Annotated in this window: 26 protein-coding genes; 25 read left to right on the top strand and 1 reads right to left on the bottom strand. The window is 44.1% G+C overall.

Annotated elements, in window-relative coordinates; genetic code table 11:
• The first annotated feature begins 153 nt into the window (after positions 1-153).
• From QVP35_RS02560 to QVP35_RS02475, 18 genes are all read left to right on the top strand, one after another.
• On the top strand, positions 154-1,068 hold the full coding sequence (locus QVP35_RS02560; protein ID WP_009289026.1) for a helix-turn-helix transcriptional regulator: 915 nt from the start codon (positions 154-156) through the stop codon (positions 1,066-1,068).
• Between the two features lie 59 nt (positions 1,069-1,127).
• The gene (locus QVP35_RS02555) at positions 1,128-1,520 is read left to right on the top strand and encodes a VOC family protein (protein WP_006566474.1); all 393 of its coding nucleotides are present in this window, start codon (positions 1,128-1,130) and stop codon (positions 1,518-1,520) included.
• Between the two features lie 98 nt (positions 1,521-1,618).
• The gene (locus QVP35_RS02550) at positions 1,619-1,750 is read left to right on the top strand and encodes a hypothetical protein (RefSeq protein WP_006566473.1); all 132 of its coding nucleotides are present in this window, start codon (positions 1,619-1,621) and stop codon (positions 1,748-1,750) included.
• Positions 1,751-1,950: 200 nt separating this feature from the next.
• Positions 1,951-2,802, top strand: a complete 852-nt coding sequence (locus QVP35_RS02545; protein WP_009289025.1) for a MetQ/NlpA family ABC transporter substrate-binding protein — start codon at positions 1,951-1,953, stop codon at positions 2,800-2,802.
• 25 nt (positions 2,803-2,827) lie between these two features.
• Positions 2,828-3,841 (top strand): methionine ABC transporter ATP-binding protein, encoded by a 1,014-nt coding sequence (locus tag QVP35_RS02540; protein ID WP_006566470.1) that lies wholly within the window; start codon positions 2,828-2,830, stop codon positions 3,839-3,841.
• A gap of 1 nt (position 3,842) precedes the next feature.
• Complete coding sequence (locus QVP35_RS02535; protein ID WP_006566469.1) at positions 3,843-4,505, top strand: methionine ABC transporter permease; 663 nt, start codon at positions 3,843-3,845, stop codon at positions 4,503-4,505.
• A 3-nt stretch (positions 4,506-4,508) separates the two neighbouring features.
• A complete protein-coding gene (locus QVP35_RS02530) occupies positions 4,509-5,882 on the top strand; it encodes an FAD-binding oxidoreductase (RefSeq protein ID WP_009289024.1) in 1,374 nt (457 codons plus the stop codon).
• Between the two features lie 94 nt (positions 5,883-5,976).
• Entirely contained in the window at positions 5,977-6,465 is a 489-nt protein-coding gene (locus QVP35_RS02525) for a hypothetical protein (RefSeq protein WP_006566467.1), read from the top strand.
• A gap of 143 nt (positions 6,466-6,608) precedes the next feature.
• A complete protein-coding gene (locus tag QVP35_RS02520; protein ID WP_006566466.1) occupies positions 6,609-7,355 on the top strand; it encodes a Nif3-like dinuclear metal center hexameric protein in 747 nt (248 codons plus the stop codon).
• Between the two features lie 74 nt (positions 7,356-7,429).
• The gene (locus QVP35_RS02515; RefSeq protein ID WP_022260760.1) at positions 7,430-8,044 is read left to right on the top strand and encodes a TetR/AcrR family transcriptional regulator; all 615 of its coding nucleotides are present in this window, start codon (positions 7,430-7,432) and stop codon (positions 8,042-8,044) included.
• Positions 8,044-8,817 carry an alpha/beta fold hydrolase gene (locus QVP35_RS02510; RefSeq protein WP_006566463.1) on the top strand — a complete coding sequence of 258 codons (774 nt, stop codon included), beginning with the start codon at positions 8,044-8,046 and terminating at the stop codon, positions 8,815-8,817. The genes QVP35_RS02515 and QVP35_RS02510 overlap by 1 nt, the downstream gene beginning before the upstream one ends.
• 121 nt (positions 8,818-8,938) lie before the next feature.
• Positions 8,939-9,514, top strand: a complete 576-nt coding sequence (locus tag QVP35_RS02505; RefSeq protein WP_009289021.1) for a helix-turn-helix domain-containing protein — start codon at positions 8,939-8,941, stop codon at positions 9,512-9,514.
• A gap of 377 nt (positions 9,515-9,891) precedes the next feature.
• Entirely contained in the window at positions 9,892-10,218 is a 327-nt protein-coding gene (locus tag QVP35_RS02500) for a hypothetical protein (RefSeq protein WP_009289020.1), read from the top strand.
• 356 nt (positions 10,219-10,574) lie between these two features.
• Positions 10,575-11,558, top strand: a complete 984-nt coding sequence (locus tag QVP35_RS02495; protein ID WP_039930125.1) for a leucine-rich repeat domain-containing protein — start codon at positions 10,575-10,577, stop codon at positions 11,556-11,558.
• 11 nt (positions 11,559-11,569) lie between these two features.
• The gene (locus QVP35_RS02490) at positions 11,570-12,889 is read left to right on the top strand and encodes a vWA domain-containing protein (RefSeq protein ID WP_009289018.1); all 1,320 of its coding nucleotides are present in this window, start codon (positions 11,570-11,572) and stop codon (positions 12,887-12,889) included.
• Positions 12,879-14,354, top strand: coding sequence for an ATP-binding protein (locus tag QVP35_RS02485; RefSeq protein WP_009289017.1), 1,476 nt, complete (start codon positions 12,879-12,881; stop codon positions 14,352-14,354). The genes QVP35_RS02490 and QVP35_RS02485 overlap by 11 nt, the downstream gene beginning before the upstream one ends.
• A gap of 116 nt (positions 14,355-14,470) precedes the next feature.
• Positions 14,471-14,857, top strand: a complete 387-nt coding sequence (locus QVP35_RS02480; protein WP_009289016.1) for a hypothetical protein — start codon at positions 14,471-14,473, stop codon at positions 14,855-14,857.
• Between the two features lie 14 nt (positions 14,858-14,871).
• On the top strand, positions 14,872-15,375 hold the full coding sequence (locus QVP35_RS02475) for an O-acetyl-ADP-ribose deacetylase (RefSeq protein ID WP_006566455.1): 504 nt from the start codon (positions 14,872-14,874) through the stop codon (positions 15,373-15,375).
• Here QVP35_RS02475 and QVP35_RS02470 read toward each other — a convergent pair.
• Complete coding sequence (locus QVP35_RS02470) at positions 15,372-16,037, bottom strand: Crp/Fnr family transcriptional regulator (RefSeq protein WP_009289015.1); 666 nt, start codon at positions 16,035-16,037, stop codon at positions 15,372-15,374. The genes QVP35_RS02475 and QVP35_RS02470 overlap by 4 nt on opposite strands.
• A gap of 323 nt (positions 16,038-16,360) precedes the next feature.
• Here QVP35_RS02470 and rd point away from each other — a divergent pair, with 323 nt between their 5' ends.
• The 7 genes from rd (at position 16,361) to QVP35_RS02435 (ending at position 18,954) form a co-directional block, all read left to right on the top strand.
• Positions 16,361-16,519 (top strand): rubredoxin, encoded by a 159-nt coding sequence (gene rd / locus QVP35_RS02465; protein WP_009289014.1) that lies wholly within the window; start codon positions 16,361-16,363, stop codon positions 16,517-16,519.
• A 176-nt stretch (positions 16,520-16,695) separates the two neighbouring features.
• Positions 16,696-17,187 carry a Cys-tRNA(Pro) deacylase gene (ybaK, locus tag QVP35_RS02460; RefSeq protein ID WP_006566451.1) on the top strand — a complete coding sequence of 164 codons (492 nt, stop codon included), beginning with the start codon at positions 16,696-16,698 and terminating at the stop codon, positions 17,185-17,187.
• Between the two features lie 4 nt (positions 17,188-17,191).
• On the top strand, positions 17,192-17,749 hold the full coding sequence (locus QVP35_RS02455) for a beta-class carbonic anhydrase (protein ID WP_006566450.1): 558 nt from the start codon (positions 17,192-17,194) through the stop codon (positions 17,747-17,749).
• Between the two features lie 3 nt (positions 17,750-17,752).
• Positions 17,753-18,118, top strand: a complete 366-nt coding sequence (gene crcB / locus QVP35_RS02450; protein ID WP_009289013.1) for a fluoride efflux transporter CrcB — start codon at positions 17,753-17,755, stop codon at positions 18,116-18,118.
• A gap of 42 nt (positions 18,119-18,160) precedes the next feature.
• Positions 18,161-18,544: a DUF6512 family protein gene (locus QVP35_RS02445; protein WP_022260759.1), complete on the top strand. Its 384-nt coding sequence runs from the start codon at positions 18,161-18,163 to the stop codon at positions 18,542-18,544.
• Between the two features lie 15 nt (positions 18,545-18,559).
• Positions 18,560-18,763, top strand: coding sequence for a hypothetical protein (locus QVP35_RS02440; protein ID WP_009289011.1), 204 nt, complete (start codon positions 18,560-18,562; stop codon positions 18,761-18,763).
• A 17-nt stretch (positions 18,764-18,780) separates the two neighbouring features.
• On the top strand, positions 18,781-18,954 hold the full coding sequence (locus QVP35_RS02435) for a DUF4250 domain-containing protein (protein ID WP_006566446.1): 174 nt from the start codon (positions 18,781-18,783) through the stop codon (positions 18,952-18,954).
• Positions 18,955-18,973: the final 19 nt, after the last annotated feature.

The following is an 18,973-nucleotide window of genomic DNA, read 5'->3' as shown; positions in this document are numbered from 1 at the left end:
GTCCGGGGTTCGAATCCCCGCACGCTCATAGGACTCCGTTTCAGATGAAACGGAGTTTTTTCATTTACATAGATGAGGGGTGGGGAGATGAGGTGGGCTTGCCACTTTATCCTTTTATATGAAATCATTTGTTATCTTGCAGGAGGCATCTCAATGAAAATAGACCGTTTAATCGGAATTATCACACTTTTGCTCAGAAACGACAAAGTCACGGCACCTGAACTGGCCGAGAGATTCGAAGTGTCCAGAAGGACCATCAGCCGGGACATTGACGTGATCTGCCGTGCGGGGATCCCTCTGATCACGGAACAGGGATACGGCGGCGGAATCCGTATCGCAGAAGGCTATAAGCTTGACAAAACTGTTTTTACGAAAGAAGAGCTGAGAGCAGTTTTTGAAGGGCTGAAAGGAATTGACAGCGTATTGGGGACTTCCGCTGCGTTAAGTCTCATGGAAAAGCTCTCTTTAGAACCGGAAGATTCGGTCCTGTCAGAAGGAATGATCCTGATCGATCTGGCTTCTCACTATGAAGAATCACTGAAAGAGAAGATCGGGATCATAAAACATGCGGTTTCCAGCCGGCATACGGTGAACTTTTTGTATTATTACAGCAAGGGAGAAGAATACCGGGAGATTGAGCCGTATCTTCTGGTATTCCGGTGGTCATCCTGGTACGTCTATGGCTTCTGTAGAAAGAGAAAGGATTTCCGTATGTTTAAACTTAACAGGCTGTGGGAGCTCAAAGAGACAGGAAACAGTTTCCTGATGAGAAATGCAGGTAAAACGGAGGCAAATTTTCAGGACTATTTCAGACAGGATGCAGTCAAACTTAGTGCGGTCTTTGAAAAAGAAGCAAAATACAGGCTTGTGGAAGAATACGGGGCCGGCTGTTATACCGAAGATGAGCAGGGCCGGCTGATCTTTGAATGGGATTTCGTGAATTATGATAACATGAAGCAGTGGATTTTGAGTTTTGGAAGCCAGGCAATGGTCATAGAACCCAGGTGCCTTGCGGATGATCTTGTGTCGGAATTGAAAAAGAATTTAAACAGATATACAGGAACATGACATAAAGCTGTCTGGTTCCTCCTGATATACTGAATGTATTCAAAGAAGGAGGAAGTGCTATGTTAAAAATGACAGCAGCAGGATTATTTGTTACTGATATGGAGAAAATGGTCGCGTTTTACAGGGATGTGATGGGTATGAAGACCGATTGGGAAGGAACTCCCAACGCTGAACTCTATTCCGGCGACATGTGTCTGATTATGTTTGGGAGAAAAGATTTTGAAGAAATGACCGGCAGAAACTTTGGCTATCCGGACAAAATAAACGGGACGGTGGAACTCGCCTTTGATCTGCCTTCCTATGAAGACGTGGACCGGGAGTATCAGAGAGTACTGGAAGCAGGAGCCGAACCGGTTCTCGCACCGGTAACGGAACCATGGGGACAGAGAACAAGCTATGTTGCAGATCCTGACGGGAATCTGATAGAGATCGGATCTTTTGGAAAAGAGTGATGAAATCAAAAAAACCTATTGACAAATAGAAAGAAACCGTGTAAGATTCCAAATAACCTATAGGCAAGATAGGAAATCAGCAAGAAGGAGATACCGCAATGAATTTTATCAAGGCATATAAGAATTTCATGATGGATATGATGGGTATGGAAATGCAGATGCAGAGCATGTGCAGTTCTTTTGCGTACAATCAAATACCGGAACATCATATTTGTATGGAGATATCTTAAAAGCTGAGAGAAAGTACATAGCGGTTAAGTATTGGGAGGCCATGCATGGCCTCCTTTTTTTATTTCATAAAAAAGTTTACGACCTTTTCTGTGAAATAAAAAACGCTCCATGTCTGAACGGCCGCAGACAGAGCTGAAGCTTGAAATTATTAATTCCATACTAAAAAAATAGGATTTGTATAAAAATGGAGGAACGTATTATGAAAAAATCGTTGAAAAAGCTGACAGGAATCGTTATGATTGGAGTATTGGCACTGGGTGCTTTGACCGGATGCGGGAGCCAAAAAGCCAGTGCTGCAAAAGACATTACCATCGGTGTCTGTGCGGGACCATACGGAGACATGGTGAAAAAAGCGATCGCGCCTTCTTTGGAGAAAAAGGGATACAAAGTATCGGTGAGAGAGTTCAGTGATTATGTACTGCCGGATCAGGCCCTGGCAAACGGTGAGATCGATGCAAATTTAATGCAGCACACGGCATATTTAGAAAAGTTTGCGGCAGATAATGATCTGAATATAAGCAAAGTCATTGCGGTGCCGACTGCGGGAGCAGGAATTTTTTCTGACAGCATAAAATCTTTGAAAGAACTGAAGAAGGGTGACAAGATCGGGATACCGAATGATCCTTCCAATCTTGCAAGGGCCCTCAGTATTCTTGGCAAAGAAAAGGTCATTGTCCTTAAGAAAGGAATCGACCAGACGAAGGCAACGGAGAAGGACATTGCCCAGAATCCTAAGAATTTAAAATTTGTAACATTGGATGCGGCCCAGATATCAAGGAGTTTGGACAGTGTTGCGGCGGGGGTAGTTCCAGGAAATTATGCATATGCGGCAAAACTGGACTTTTCCAGAGCATTGGCGGTCGAGACTCTGGCAGAAGAATATAAAAATGTCATTGCTGTAAAAACTGATGACGTGAAAGGGCAGCTGGGGAAAGACCTCAAAGAGGCTGTGGAGTCAGAAGATTTTTATAAAGCGGTGTCAGACAAAAAGAGCAGCTTTCAGTCCTTCCAGAAACCAGACTGGTGGACAGAAAAATATAAAGAAAAATAAACATAAGAGAGAAAGGTGAGAAACTGTGATTGAATTAAAGAATATTGGAGTGACATTTCAGCAGAATAAACAGGATTTTCAGGCGGTTAAGAACGTAAATCTGACCATTGAGGAAGGAGAAATCTTTGGCATTGTAGGACCCAGCGGAGCCGGAAAGAGTACGCTTGTCAGAGTGATCAATCTGCTTCAGCCGCCTACTGCCGGACAGGTGCTGATCGAAGGGAATGAGATCACTTCCCTGAAAAGAAAAGAGCTGTGTAAGGTCCGTCTGGACATCGGAATGATCTTCCAGCACTTTAATTTGATCAGCGGTTCCACGATCGCGGAAAATGTGGCGTTTGCCCTTCATGCAAACCATTATCCGAAAGAGAAAATACAGGGAAGAGTGAAAGAACTCCTCGAAATGGTACATCTGCCGGAAAAAGCGGATTCCTATCCGGCCAACTTAAGCGGCGGGCAGAAACAGAGAGTGGCAATCGCTAGAGCGCTGGCCAACGATCCGAAAATCCTGCTCTGTGATGAGGCGACATCCGCATTGGATTTGGAGAATACAGAAGAAATCGTGTCTCTGTTAAAAGAGATCAATGAAAAATATCATATTACCATAGTTTTCATCACCCATGAGATGGAAGTTGCAAAAAAATTATTTGACAGGATCGCCTTCATGGAAAACGGTGAAATCAAGGAAGTACGGGATATATATTCTGCATTTGCAGAGCCGAGAGAAGAGATTACCAAAAGTCTTGTGGAGCGTGTGCTCAATGTGGGCGTTCCCGATGAGGTGAAGCTTTCGGAGGAAGAAGAACTCGTGAAACTCTGTTATACCGGGGAAAAGGCTTATGCATCTGTGATCAGCCAGGTTTCCAAACAATTCGACGTGGTGATCGATATCATCAACGGAAAGATCGACTATATTCATGGGAAACCATTGGGTGTGCTGATCGTGATTGTAAGAGGCAGAAATGAAGAACGGGAAAAAGCCCTTCGTTATATGAAAGAAAATGTGTACCGTGTAGAAGAATTAGAGGGAGGACGATAAGATGAAGGAAACGATGGAGATTATAAAATTAGAATTTGGAAATGCGACGATAGAGACCATACAGATGGTGCTGATTGCCATGGCTGCGGCCGTTGTATTCGGAATGCTCATTGGCCTAGTGCTGCACTTGACAGCTAATCCCTTATTTTTTAAGAACCGGGCGGTCAATGCGGTGGCAGGTACCATTATAAATATTATCCGTTCCATGCCGTTTATTATTCTGCTCGTAGTACTCCTTCCGCTGACAAGGATCTTAGTAGGCACCAGCATCGGTGCGGCAGCGGCGGCGGTTCCTCTTTCCATCGCATCTGTGGCTTTTTATGCGAGACTGGTGGAAGGATCCTTCAGTGAAGTGGACAAAGGAGTCGTGGAGGCAGCGGTGGCTACGGGTGCAAGTGTTTCCCTGATCATCCGCAAGGTTTTATTTGTGGAAGCTCTTCCGAGTCTGATCCGCGGACTTACGGTGACATTTGTAAGCATCATCGGATACTCTGCCATGGCAGGAAGTGTCGGAGGAGGCGGAATCGGAGATCTGGCGATCCGGTACGGATATAACCGGTACGAGACCGGTGTTCTGACATTTACAGTGATTGTATTGATTATCATTGTCCAGCTCGGACAGTGGCTCGGAGATAAGGTGGCATTAAAATTTACGAAACGGTAGGTGATGGCTTTGACAGGACTTGAATGTTTGATTCCCGACAGCGGTCGGGTGATCTTTGACTCTAATATAGAAGAAAAATATTTATCGGACACTCTGGGAAGACTCAGGGGACGGGCAAAAGCCCTGGTATTCCCTGAGTCCACAAAAGAGGTCAGCGATATTATGAAATATGCATATGAACATAAGATTCCGGTTACACCGAGAGGAGCAGGGACCAATTTAGTAGGTTCTACGGTACCGGCGGACGGAGGGATCGTTTTGGATCTGTCCCGCATGAACCGGGTGCTGGAGATCGATAAGGATACTTTTACGGCAACAGTGGAATCCGGTGTCGTGCTGAAAGATTTTCAGGAGCTGGTGGAGCAGGAAGGCTTATTTTATCCTCCGGACCCGGGCGAGAAGACAGCGACCATCGGCGGAAATATCAGCACCAATGCAGGAGGAATGCGCGCCGTAAAATATGGTGTCACCAGAGATTATATCCGTGGGCTGGAAGTAGTGCTGGCCGACGGCAGTGTGGCAGAGCTTGGCGGGAAAGTTGTAAAAGACAGTTCCGGTCTTTCATTAAAACATCTGATGATCGGCTCAGAGGGAACCCTCGGAGTGATCACAAAGGCCATTGTGAAGCTTACATCAAAACCTCAGAAGACATTGAGCGTTCTTTTGCCTTTTGATGATCTTCATACGGGGATACGGGCAGTCTTAAACGTAATTCGGGGCAGTCTTGACCCGACGGCCATTGAATTTGTGGAGAAGAAGGTAGTCGCTCTCGGAGAAGAATATGTTGGTCTTGCTTTTCCTTATCAAGATGCAGCGGCATATATTCTTTTGACTTTTGACGGAGATGACTCGGAGGAAATTTATAAACGGGTCGAAAAACTCAAAACAATCGCCGAGGAAAGCGGAGCTAAGGATGCGCTCGTGCTGGAAGACGAAGAGACGATTGATGCGGTGTGGAAGATCCGGGGAGCCCTTGTAAAAGCTGTTGAGGCAAAATCGGAACAGGAGCCGGTGGACATTGTGGTTCCCATCAATAAATCTGCCGAATTCATAGAATATATCAATGATTTAGAACAGAAGACCGGAGTTCAAATGGTAAGTTTCGGACATGCGGGAGACGGGAATGTACACCTTTGTGTTGTCCGGGGCGGCAGGACACAGGAGCAGTGGGAAAAAGACCGGAGAGAAGTGCTGGCTTCTGCCTACGATAAAAGCAGTGAGCTTGGCGGCCTGACATCAGGAGAACACGGGATCGGGCTGAGCAAGAAAACATATTTAAAGAAAGCATCAGATCCTTTAATTCTTCAAATGATGAAGCAGGTGAAGCTTTCCCTGGACCCGAAAAATATTTTAAATCCAAATAAAATTTTTGATTAAAAATTATCGCAGAATTTGTTAAGGTATATTTTCCTTTTCATTGGAAACAATAGTGGTATCAAATAATTATTCCAAAGGAAAAGGAGAATTCATAATGAAAAAGAAATGTTGGATGCTTACAATGGTTGCAGTCCTCACATTAAGTGTCGCTGCGATGTTTACAGGATGTTCAAACAAAAATGATGCCACAACAACAGAAAAAACCACAGAAGGCGGTTCATCCACTACAGCAACAAACAATGATTTGGGTGACGACGTGGAAGATGCGGCTGACGATGTGGCAGACGGAGCAAAAGATCTGGCGGACGATGTAGCCAATGGGTTTGATGATTATGATGATGCCCATGACTATCTGATTAATAAACTTGGTTCTGACGGAAACGGTCAGTATGAAGTGAGAAATAAAGACCAAGATGTCACAGAGTACAGAGATGGAGCAAAAGGATATCACTTTGAAATTTATGACACATCCAAAGACTCCGGTAAAAAATACGGTGATTTCTACGTTGACAAAGACAACGGAAAAATCTATAAGAAAAATACAGATACAAAAAAAGTAGAAGAATACAAAGCAAAGAAATAATTCACATGAAAAATCCTTGTGTGCAGGGCTGTATAGATCAGATCCTGTGTTCAGGGATTTTTTCGGTTTAGAGGCCTTGTTGCAATTCTTTCGGCGGGGTGATAGACTGATATTTCAAACTTTGACAGATCAGGGAAGGAGTTATGATGAAGTACAGTAAACTGAAAGCAGATCTCATGGATATGTTTGACGAAAAGAAGCTGCATATGCTCCCAGAGGAATGGGGGTTTTTTAATGAATTTGACAGAGAAATTAATATCATCGGGTATGCAGTAAATCTGACAGAAGAAATTATAGAAAAAGCCCGCCAGCAACAGATAGAATTTCTTGTGACCCATCATGATTCGTGGGAGTTTATTTTTGGACTGAAAGAAAGCTGCAGTAAGATGTTAGAAGAAAGCGGAATCACCCATGCTTATTTTCATGCACCGTTAGATGACGCGGAGTTTGGGACCAGTGCGTCACTGGGAAAGAAACTTGGAATGGGAGGTCTTGAGAAGGTGATGCCGTATGCGGAAATCTATTATGGCGGGGTCATAGGTGAGATCGAGCCCGTTGATTTCAATGTGTTCAGAGAAAGGCTGACCGATATCCTTGCAGAGCAAGTGCGCTGTTATCAAAATAATGAAAATCCGGTAAGAAAAGTGGCTGTGGCCGCAGGAGGGGGAAACATGACCACAGAGATGAGGATTGCCGCAGAGGCTGGATGTGATACATATGTCACAGGGGAATACGTACTTTATTCACAACAGTATGCACAGCATGTGGGAATGAATCTGTTTGTGGGAAGTCATACGAATACGGAAATTCTGGGAGTGGAATCGTTGGTTCAAAAATTATCCGGGGATAAAGAAATCCGGATTATAAAAATTGATGAGCCGAATTATTAAAAAGGGGGTCTTCTCAAAATCGGTCAATGGATTTATGCTGTCTATATTAGACGAATCGGTCAGGGGAGGACAGCATGAACGAGAAATTTTATCAGCTGCCATGCGGCAGACGGGAAAAGATCATAAGATCTGCTTATCAGGTGTTTTCAAGAAATGAATATAAGAGAGCTTCTATGTCGGCGATAGCCGATGCGGCAGGAATTTCAAAGTCGCTTTTATTTTATTACTTTAAGAACAAGAAGGAGCTGTATTTATATCTTGTCTGTCACGCTGAAAACCTTACACGCAGTGCGGTGCAGGATTATGGCGTATGGGAGACTGAAGATCTTTTTGAAATGTTACGTCGGAATGTCCGGGCAAAATGTTCTCTTTCGGTGAAGTATCCGGAGATCTGTATGTTTTCAGTGAAAGCCTACTATGAGCAGCATCCGGAAGTGAAAAAGGATGTGCACAAATTGATCGCCAAGACAAATCAGAACGCTGAGCAGAAATTTTTCCGGACATTCGGCAACAGTATGTTTCGGGAGGATATAGAGACAGAGACCATGTATTATGAAATTGCGCTTGCCTGTGAAGGTTATTTATACCGATGTTTTCAGAAAGGACAGGTCGATATTGGCCGGATGGAAGAAGAATTTGATGTTCTGATTAAACATTGGAAAAAGGTATATTTGAGGAGGTGGAAGTGATGAAGTTTCATGAGTTTGGGGACCGGAAACTGCCGCATGTACTGCTCATACACGGAGGAGGACAGGCTTGGTGGGACTATTTAAGACAGGCCCGTATGCTGTCTTTAAATTATCATGTGATCCTGCCCACGCTGGATGGACATGGAGAAGAATACATGACGGAGTATGTGTCCACAGAAGATAGTGCCGGGAAAATCATTAAATATATCAATGAAAGCTGCGGCGGTTCTGTTTTTGCCATCGGCGGTGTCTCTTTGGGAGGGCAGATTGTGATAGAAATACTTTCCCAAAGGCCGGATATTGCACAAAAAGCGATCATTGACGGGAGCCTTTGTTATCCTCAGCCCAAGCTTGCGAAATGCTGCACTGCTTTTGTGCGCTGCTTCTGGCCGCTGCTGTTTAGCAGGTCAGCAAGCAGACTGGAATTGGCAGTGCTGAATAAATATATGCCCGCCATGCGGCTTCCGGAGGAAATCATAGATTATTATATGAAAGATATGCCTAATTTCAGAAAAGAAACCATGTGTACCATTTACCGGACTTATATGGGAGACTACCAACTGGACGACAGGATCAAACATGTGACAGCGCAGGTGATGTATTGGTACGGATCGAAGGAGATGAAATGTGTAAAGAATTCCGCTGCCCTTTTTAAATCATTGGTTCCTTCCTGCGAGATCTATGAGGCAGAGGGATATGGTCATGGATATCTGGCTGTTTACCTGCCGGATGAATGGATGAAGGCTGCAGGGCCGTTTTTGGCCCGGAAATGACATGTCAAATCTATTTTACATGCTGAAAAAACGGGGATGTCAAACATTTTTGATAGAAGATCTGCATCTCAATCGGTATAATGTCGATACAACATAAAACACAAGCAGGAGGAATCAGAATATGGAGTTCAGCAAACAAATAAAGAAATACAGGCTTGATTCAAAGCTCTCACAGGATGAATTGGCAGAGAAGGTATACGTCACACGGCAGACAATTTCAAATTGGGAAAACGGTAAGAACTATCCCGATGTAAAAAGTCTGCTCCTGCTGAGCACTCTTTTTCATATTTCTCTTGATACCTTAGTGAAAGGAGATTTAGAAGAGATGAGAGAACAGATTAAAGCAGAGGATATTAAAAAATGGAATCGCGACAGCCTCATCTTCGGTTTGCTTCTCGTAGCAACAGCAGTGCTGGCAGTACCGCTTTCATTGTATGGAGACGTGGTTGGAATCGTGATCTGGCTCATGATTTTCGGATGTGCAATTTATTATGCAGGCCGCGTTGAGAAACAGAAAAAGACACATGATATTCAGACGTATAAAGAGATCATGGCTTTTACGGAAGGAAAAAAACTCGATGAAATAGAGAAATACCGGGAATCTGGAAAACGTCCGTATCAGAAATTGCTGCTGGCAGTCTGCGCAGGGCTTCTGACATTGGCAGTTTCAGCAGTAATGATCTTTTTACTCCGATAGGGAAGTTTCATGTTTTTTTCAAAAAGAATTGTTCGATTTTCCAACCGGTAAATTTAGCGGGTACGAAGAAACCGCATAAAACTGCGGGTTAGAGATTGTTTTTAAAGAAAATTAAAAAAACTGCTGTCGGTTGGGAAAAAATAAGGGAAACGTTGATTTTATCAGGGAAAATGACTATAATGAGAATAAAGAATGGCGGAAATACGTTGGATAAACAATAACAAGAGTTGTATTAATATTCAAAGCCGTGGAGGAGAAAATAGAATTCACCTATATATTAATTAAAGTTAAAATATTCTCACAGATCACACGATAGTACATATCATTCGGGATATATGCTTTGCATTATAAGGTTTGCAGAAGAGGAGTGCGTAACAATGCTTGTTTTCTTAATATGGCTGTTTATAAGCTGTTCCTTCATTATTCTTGGGATATATGCCTTTAACTCAAAGAAGGAAGCTGCCTTTGGTTTCTGGGCAAATGCAGAGGTTTTCCCGGTAAATAATATAAAGTCATACAATCGCGCCATGGGAAAACTATGGTGTACCTTTGGGGCCATTCTGGCTGTTTTAGGTCTGCCGCTTCTGAAAGAACAAAACTCACCATATATTTTGCTTTCAATTTTAGGAGTTATGGCAGAATCCATTGTGGCTATGGCCGTCTATGTGACAGTGATAGAGAAAAAATATCGAAAGAAGCCCTAAATATTTTTTAGTAAATAGTACAGCTCTGTTAAATCCGGGAATCCCGGATTTTTTTATGTCATAGGAAAGTTCTACGACCTTCCCTATGAAATAAAAACGCTCCGCGGGCTGTACACAGATGCGTAAGGAAATCATTTGACTACGTCAAACCGCATCTGGTACGCAAAGCTGTCAAGCCCCTGTTACGTCTATGAGTGAGGGAATTCTTGAGAAACTTTTTCATTCGAAGACGTCAGCATCGAAACAAAACGTATTTCTCACAGAGTACATTCATTTCACCCCAAAATAAGGCTGTTTTCTTTTTTTTCTTATGTAGTATAATAGGACTGTAATTATCAGACAAATTTGCGGAAAGGATGGGACATGCAATGGGGCTTACCCTTCATTACCGGAAAGAAAAGAGAGGGCTTAGGCTGGTCCGCTGTTATGGAAATGACAGTGTTGTTTCGCTGCCGGATACTGTGGACGGACAGCCTTTCAAAATATTAGGAGACTATGCATTTTCCCAGTGGAAGAAACAGGAAGAGGAAGATGTAGAAATATATGATGTAACAAATAATATATTGCAGGACGATGAAAAGGAACTGCTCTGTGGGAATCTGATTGAAGCAGTGCATCTTCCTGATAAAACAGAGGAATTGGGCAAATATGCATTCTACGGATGCAGCAATCTCAAAAAACTGACGTTTTCAGATGCACTGAAAGGCACCGGAACCGGAGTGTTTAACGGATGCAGGCTCCGTTACGTGGAGATTTTCTGCAATAACGGGAAAAGCACGTGCCTGAAAGATATCGTCGGAGAAATCCGATATGAGCTGTATGCCGACCTGCATTACCGCACAGAAGATGGGCATCAAAAGACAGCAAAGCTGCTTTTTCCCGAATTTTATGAAGAGGCGGTAGAAAATACTCCGGCAAGGATCATTGAGAAATATTTTAACGGGTCGGGCTATAAGTATCGTCAGTGTTTTCAGAAAAGGGAAGTGGACTATCAGGCCTATGACAGGCTGTTTTCTGTGGCAGAGATAGAAGAACGGCCGGAACTGGTATCGGAAATTGCCGTCCGGCGGCTCAGATATCCATATGAACTGAGTGAAAAAGCAAGAAAAGAGTATACAGCATATGTAAAAGACCATGCAAAGAATATAGCAGAAGGATTTGCCCAACAGCGTGATATGGAAGCACTGCGGTTCTTATCGAAAGAGGGTCTTTGGAATGAGAATGCCATGGAAGCGGCCATTGAGCAGGCATCCTCGCAGAAAGACGGAGAAACTATGAGTTTTTTGATGAATGAAAAGCAGCGCCTGTTTCCTCCGAAAAAGAAAATTTTTGAGTTATAGTTAGGAGAAATATGCAGAAAGAAACAGAAAAAGCAGAAAGGCTTGCCGAAGCCGGAAGGCAGATCCTTATGGCTTCAAGAGATGAACTTTATCTGCACATGAGGTTCATGGATCTGGCGTTGAGCAGCTTTTTTTATACAAGCCATGCAGACGCAGAGAGAATCGCCTCTGACGGCAGGGTGATATACTTTCATCCGGGGTATCTGGCGAAGCTGTATGCACAGGACAGAAGAATGGTGAACCGGATGTATCTCCATTTGGTACTGCACTGTCTTTTTCACCATCTGACCGGGCAGAAAAACAGGGAAAAAGAATTGTGGGATATCAGCTGTGATATTGCTGTAGAATCCGTGATCGACCAGTGGAAGACCGGAGCGGTTTCTTTATATGGCACTGCGTTCCGCAAAGATATTTATAAACGCCTCAGAAAAGACCTGAAGGTGCTGACGGCGGAAGGCATCTATAAAAGGATCCGGGAATGGGAACTCACAGAAGAGGAAATAAAGCGCATTGGGGAAGAGTTTGTCATGGACAGCCACAGCTTCTGGCCGGCGAAAGACCAGCCGAAGATGCAGCAGGAGATTCAGAACCAGTGGCAGGACATCAGTGAAAAGATGGAACTGGATATGGAGACATTTTCCCAGGAGATGTCTGCGGACGCGGGAGATATGGTACGGCAGATGCAGATCGAAAACAGGGAGAGGTATGATTACCGGGAATTTCTGAAAAAATTTGCGGTGCTTAAAGAGGAAATCGGTGTGGATGAGGATTCTTTTGACTATGTGTTTTACACCTACGGGCTTCGTATGTACGGAAATATGCCCCTGGTGGAGCCGCAGGAGTGGAAAGAAGTAAAAAAAGTAGAAGAATTTGCGATCATCATTGATACGTCCATGTCTTGTTCCGGTGAACTGGTGAAGAAGTTTTTGGAAGAGACCTATGGAATTTTAAAGGAAGAAGAGACATTTCTTCATAAGGTCAACATCCATATCATTCAGTGTGATGAAAAAATCCAGGAAGATAAAAAGATCCGGGATGAAAAAGAACTGAAAGAATATATGGAACATCTGGAGCTCAAAGGGGAAGGCGGTACAGACTTCCGCCCGGCATTTGAGTATATAGCAAGACTCATGGAAGAAGGAGAGTTTTACAGCCTCAAGGGAGTTTTGTATTTCACAGACGGCCAGGGCATTTATCCGAAGAAAAAGCCGCCGTTTGAGACTGCCTTTATTTTCATGGAAGAAGAATACGAGGATGCCCAGGTGCCGCCATGGGCGATGAAACTGATTGTTTGCGAAGAAGAACTTGAAGGAGAAGATTATGGACATTAAACGTGCGAAACAGGAAATCAAAGATTCTGTGGAAGCGTATTTAAATAAAAATGAGTACGGGGAATACCGGATACCGGCGCTCAGACAGAGGCCGGTCCTTTTGATGGGGCCTCCGGGAATCGGAAAGACACAGATCATGGAACAGATTGCAAAGGAATGCGGCATTGGACTGGTGGCTTATACGATCACCCATCACACAAGACAGAGTGCCGTAGGGCTTCCGTTCATCAAAGAAAAAACTTACGGCGGTGTCAGCTACTCTGTGACAGAGTATACGATGAGCGAGATTATCGCTTCGGTATATGAAAAAATGGAACAGACCGGCCTTCGGGAGGGTATCCTATTCATCGATGAGATCAACTGTGTCTCTGAGACACTTGCGCCGACGATGCTGCAGTTTCTACAGTGCAAGACTTTTGGGAATCAGAAGGTGCCGGAGGGATGGGTCATCGTGGCAGCCGGCAATCCTCCGGAGTACAATAAGTCTGTCCGGGAGTTTGATGTGGTGACGTTAGACCGGATCAAACTGATCGATGTGGAGGCTGACTATGAGGTCTGGAAAGAATATGCATACAAAGCCGGAATCCATCCGGCCATTATGGCTTATCTTGAAATTCGTAAACATCATTTTTACAGGATGGAGACGACGGTGGACGGAAAAGCCTTTGTGACTGCCAGAGGATGGGAGGATTTGTCCGACTTTATGAAGGCATACGAAGGACTTGGAAAGACGGTTGACCGGGATGTAATCTATCAGTATATCCGGCATTTAGGGATTGCCAAAGAGTTTGCAAATTATTTGGAGCTTTACAGAAAATACAGAAAGGACTATAAGATTGACGAGATCCTTGAGGGTTCTTTCACAGGAGATATGCTGGAGAAACTGAAATTCGCTCCGTTTGACGAGCGGCTCAGCATTGTCCATCTGCTGAACGGAAAATTAAATGAGTTTTTCATGGAATATGCGAAAACAGATGTCTATGTAAGCGAACTGTTTTCATGGCTGAAAGACTACATGGAGCATGGGTCCATGGAGGAAACGCTGAAAAAAGCCGAGGCAGAATTCCGGGAGAGAAAGAAAGCAGAGCAGATATCAAAGGAAGAGGAACATATTTGGAAGAAGGTCATCGGGAGGCTGGAAAATTATCTTGAAGATTTGAAGAGAGAGAAACCGCAGGATGAACCGAAAGCGGTTCGGAGCTGGTTTAAAGCAGAGACAGAAAGCAGGGAACAGCTGGTGGAGAAGATTTCAGATGCTCTTCTTTATGCCTTTGATTTTATGGAGGCAGCCTTTGGGGACGGACAGGAAATGGTAGTCTTTATCACGGAGCTGAATGTGAATTATTACAGCGTCCGATTTATCAAAGAAAACGGCTGTGATCCTTATTATAAATATAATAAAGGCCTGCTTTTTGATGAAAGACAGGAAGGGATTCTTGAGCAGATCAAAGACGCGGTGAGATAAGGATTTTAGATTTACAAAGAGCTGAAAGCAAGTTAAACTAGAGATATAAAGAGATGGAAGACCAACCGGGAAAGCGCAGGACAGATCAGCAGTTATGCAGAGGAAAGGAGCCTTTTATGAACAAAGATCTAAAGTATGAGAATTATCTGACACAGCCGAATCCACTTCCTTTTGAGGAAGCTATGGAGATTTATGAGGCGATCCTTCAGAATTCGCCGGAGGATGACGAAGAGTTTGAAGAATTTTGGGAACTGGCTCTGAGTGCAATGACGGTCTATGCGGATCTCAGGGCAAATTGGAAGCAGATCAGGAAAGGCCAGCGGGATAATGACGGAAGGACGAGAAAGCATGACAATGTCATACACACGCTGAATCTGTTAAGCGGTATGATGGAGCAGAGAGGGCTGGACGTTTCATGGAGGAAGCAGCTCGGTGACCAGAGAAAACGGATTGGCGATTTTGCCTGCTATATAGCGATGCTTTACGGCTTATCTGCGCGCTAGAAAGGAAATGTAACATGGAAATAAAGATAACCCTGGGTGATATCACAAAGGTTCCGGCAGATGCAATCGTCAATGCCGCCAATCCGACGCTTTTGGGCGGAGGGGGTGTGGACGGTGCCATCCATGCGGCGGCCGGACCCGAACTTTTAGCGGAGTGCCGCACCTTGGGCGGATGTGATACCGGAGATGCGAAGATTACGAAAGCGTACAGACTTCCTGCACAATATGTGATTCACACGCCCGGACCGGTGTGGAGAGACGGGGATGACTGTGAGGAAGAACTTTTAGCTGACTGCTACAAAAGCTGTCTTAAGCTGGCCGCAGAGCATGGATGCAGGCATGTGACCTTTCCGTCCATCAGCACGGGCCTGTTCCGGTTTCCGCTCTCAAAGGCTGCGCCGATTGCGGTGAGGACCATAAAAGAATTCTGCAAAAACAAAGATATTTTTGACTGCATTGAATTCGTCTGTTTCGACGAAAAGACAAAAAAAGCATATGAAACTGCGCTGGAGGATTAAACACCGGCAGTATGTTCCGGGAGAAGGCGGACCATTCTCTTTTCAGAAGAAAGGATGCCGTCTTCTTTCATTTTTTTCAGCTCCCGCATCATTGCGCTCCGGTCTACGGACAGGTAATCCGCCAAATCCGACATGGTAAACGGGATATGAAAGGAATTGGATTTCTGCCGCAGGGATTCCTGCATGAAATAACAATATAACTTTTCGCGGATGGTGCGCTTGCTTAAAACCTCGACTCTCTGGCTGAGACTCATCGTTTTTTTCGATATCAGCCAGGTGACATTCTGGATCAGCCGTGTATGGCAGGCACAGGCATTGGTGCATGGCTTCATAAGAGACTCATAGTCGATCATGAGCACCCTGCATGCTGTATCACATTTCAGGTGAATGTCCTCATACTCTTCAGAATGAAAAGCCAGAATTTCGCCAAAGACACTATTTGGTTCCAGCTTCTCTAAAATGGTCCGGCTTCCGTTGAATTCATAGCGCAGCACGGAAGCAGTGCCGGAGAGAAGAATGCCCATGACAGGTTTTTGGGAAGAAAAATGATGGATCATTTCACCGGAAGAAAACAGTTTTTCCTCTGAGTGAAAACAGTTCAGCATTTTCAGGCAGTCCTTGGATGTGATATCTGTGAACAGCGGATTTTCATTGTACTGCATAAAAAAACCTCCTTTTTTTAAATATGGCATATAAATGTTGCAAATGCAACAGAAAAAATCATGGGCAGCATGGTATACTTACGTCACAGATGAAAGATAATATGATACCAGGGTCAAAAGGGCATGCGTTTCATGCTTGTATGAAAAAGCAGGGCTTTGGGACCCATAAAACATGAGAAAGCAGCCCGATTAGGGCGGATTTCAAATGTTTTTAGGATTGTGGGAGCACAAAGTGCGGAACAATCCGCTGGTATCTGGGGGTCAAAATACCTTTTGACCCTTACATCACAATATGAATAAGTTAATAGATGGAGGTAACAACAATGAAAAAATATCTTTGCGAACCATGCGGCTATGAATACGATCCGGCAGAAGGTGATCCGAGTCAGGGAATCGAACCGGGAACAGCTTTTGAGGATCTTCCGGAAGATTGGGTCTGCCCGATCTGCGGCCTTGGAAAAGACGTGTTTGTAGAAGCTTAAATTTTTCTTTTGCATAGTATTCATTATAACCGGAGTTGAAAACGTCCCGCTGATTTTTGCGGGACGTTTTTCCGTTCAGAAGCTTTCTTCTGCTTTTCAGGCCCCTATTGTCCTGCTGAAAAAATATGATATAATAGACAGCAACATACATTCTATGAATGTTGGGAGGAAGGAACATGGCAAAAAAAGAGCCGAAGACCAATGCGATGAGGATTTTGGAGAAAGAAAAAATCAGGTTTGAGATCCACCGCTATGAATGTGAAGAATTTACTGACGGAGTGGCCATTGCGGATATGCTTGGACAGCCCTACGATAAGGTGTTTAAGACACTGGTTACGGAAGGAAAGAGCAGCCAGTATTTTGTGTTTGTCATTCCGATTGCCGAGGAGCTGGATTTGAAAAAGGCAGCCAAAGCCGTGGGCGAAAAATCAGTGGAAATGATTCATGTAAAGGATATAAACAAAGTCACAGGCTACATAAGAGGCGGCTGCACCGCCATAGGAATGAAAAAGGACTACCGCACTGTGGTGGATGAGAGTGTGAAGAATCTGGAGACACTCATCGTCAGCGGCGGAAAGCGGGGAACACAGGTAGAACTTAATCCCGCGGATTATTTGAGAGCCTGTAAGGGAAGCACGGCGGATCTGGTAAAAGATAAGAGAGGATAAAAAAATGATTGAAGATATTTTGGAATATAACAAGGTGTTTGTGAAAAATAAGATGTATGAACAGTACAAGACAAGCAAATATCCGGACAAGAAGATTGCGATCTTAACCTGTATGGATACCAGGCTTACGGAACTGCTTCCGGCAGCCCTTGGCTTAAAAAACGGGGACGTAAAAATCATTAAAAATGCGGGAGGAGTTACCAGTCATCTGTTTGGAAGTGTGGTGAGAAGTCTTTTGATCGCAATATATGAACTTGGCATTGAAGAGATCATGGTCATCGGTCATACGGACTGCGGTGTCGGCCACATGGACAGCGACAGCATGATCCGGCACATGATCGACCGGGGGATAGAAGAAGACAAGATTAATTTCATCCGGCACTGTGGGATTGACTTTGATTCCTGGCTGGCAGGATTTGACTGTGTCTCTGACTCTGTCAATGAAACTGTGGAACTTTTAAGCACCCATCCGCTGATTCCGGATGACATTAAGATATTCGGGTATGTGATGAATACAGATACCGGAGAGCTTATGACAACAGAAGAATTCAAAGGAGAATAATACATGATTCAGTGTGTATTTGTAGGGCTGGGAGGATTTCTCGGCGCAGTCTTCCGCTATCTTCTCGGACTGATCCCGCTTTCAGCGCAGTTAAGGATTCCAGTGATCACTTTGGGGATCAATGTGCTGGGAGCCTTTGTGATCGGCATGATCGCCGGGTGGACCGGCAGGATACCGGCCCAAAATCCTAATCTGATCCTGTTTTTAAAGACGGGATTATGCGGAGGATTCACTACATTTTCTACGTTTGCTCTTGAGACAGGGACCCTTGTCTCAGAGGGAAGAGTGAGTGAAGGTATTTTATATGTAGTGCTGAGTGTACTGTTTTCCGTTCTTGCAGTTTTTGCAGGACGGGCCATAACAGGATGAGAACCTAAAATTTGCGTATACTATCCCAAAGGAGGGATGGTTATGTCCAGAAATAAAAAGTTTATTCTTGGAGGCATTCTGTTTACGGCTGTGGTGGGCAGCCTTTGGCATTTTATCTATGACTGGATTGGAAGACCGGAGTTTTTCTGGTGGCTGTTTCCGGTCAGTGAGAAGGTAGAAGAGCATTATAAGCTTTTGATTTATCCGAATCTGATATACGGCATTCTGATGTTTCGGTTTATGTACAGGCATATCAGATATTACTGGCTCCGCCTGGCCGTGGGGATCGGTCTGGGCTGCGTGGCAATCAGAGGATTGTTTGACGCATATACCGCTGTGTTAAAGAATGATATGCTGATCATGGATTTAGTCGTATTTGCCGTCAGTATATTGGTATCCTATGCATTCTTCTTAAAAAGGAGTTAAAGGAGGTGCCTGCTTATGAAGCTGTATTATTGTGACCGTGAGCGGGGAACAGAGACATTCATTGCCGAAGCGCAGGAAGATAAAGAAATATGGAGAGCCATGGAACGCTGGCTTACGGAACATGGCTTTGGGCTGATTTATGTGATTCATCACATTGAAAAACAAAAGATTTATTATGAATTTGGAAAAGAACACTGCTTTTTTGTGGTTGTGACATAAGTGAGGAGGAAAAAGAAATGCTGCCGAATGATCCGGTGATACTGTTAAGCTACATCAATACACAGCTGAGGGACTATTATGACAGTTTCGAGGAACTTTGCAAGAGTCTGTGTGTAGACTCAGGAGAGATCAGTACAAAACTTTCGGGTATCGGTTATGAATATCATCCTGAGACAAATCAATTCAGATAGTGGAAAATAAGGGCTGCCG

It is taken from the genome of Anaerostipes sp. CAG:276 (assembly GCF_000432215.1).
GTDB classification, from domain to species: Bacteria; Bacillota; Clostridia; order Lachnospirales; family Lachnospiraceae; genus Anaerostipes; species Anaerostipes caccae.
Note: the sequence above shows the minus strand (reverse complement) of the source record. Positions and strands in the feature narration are given on the sequence as shown.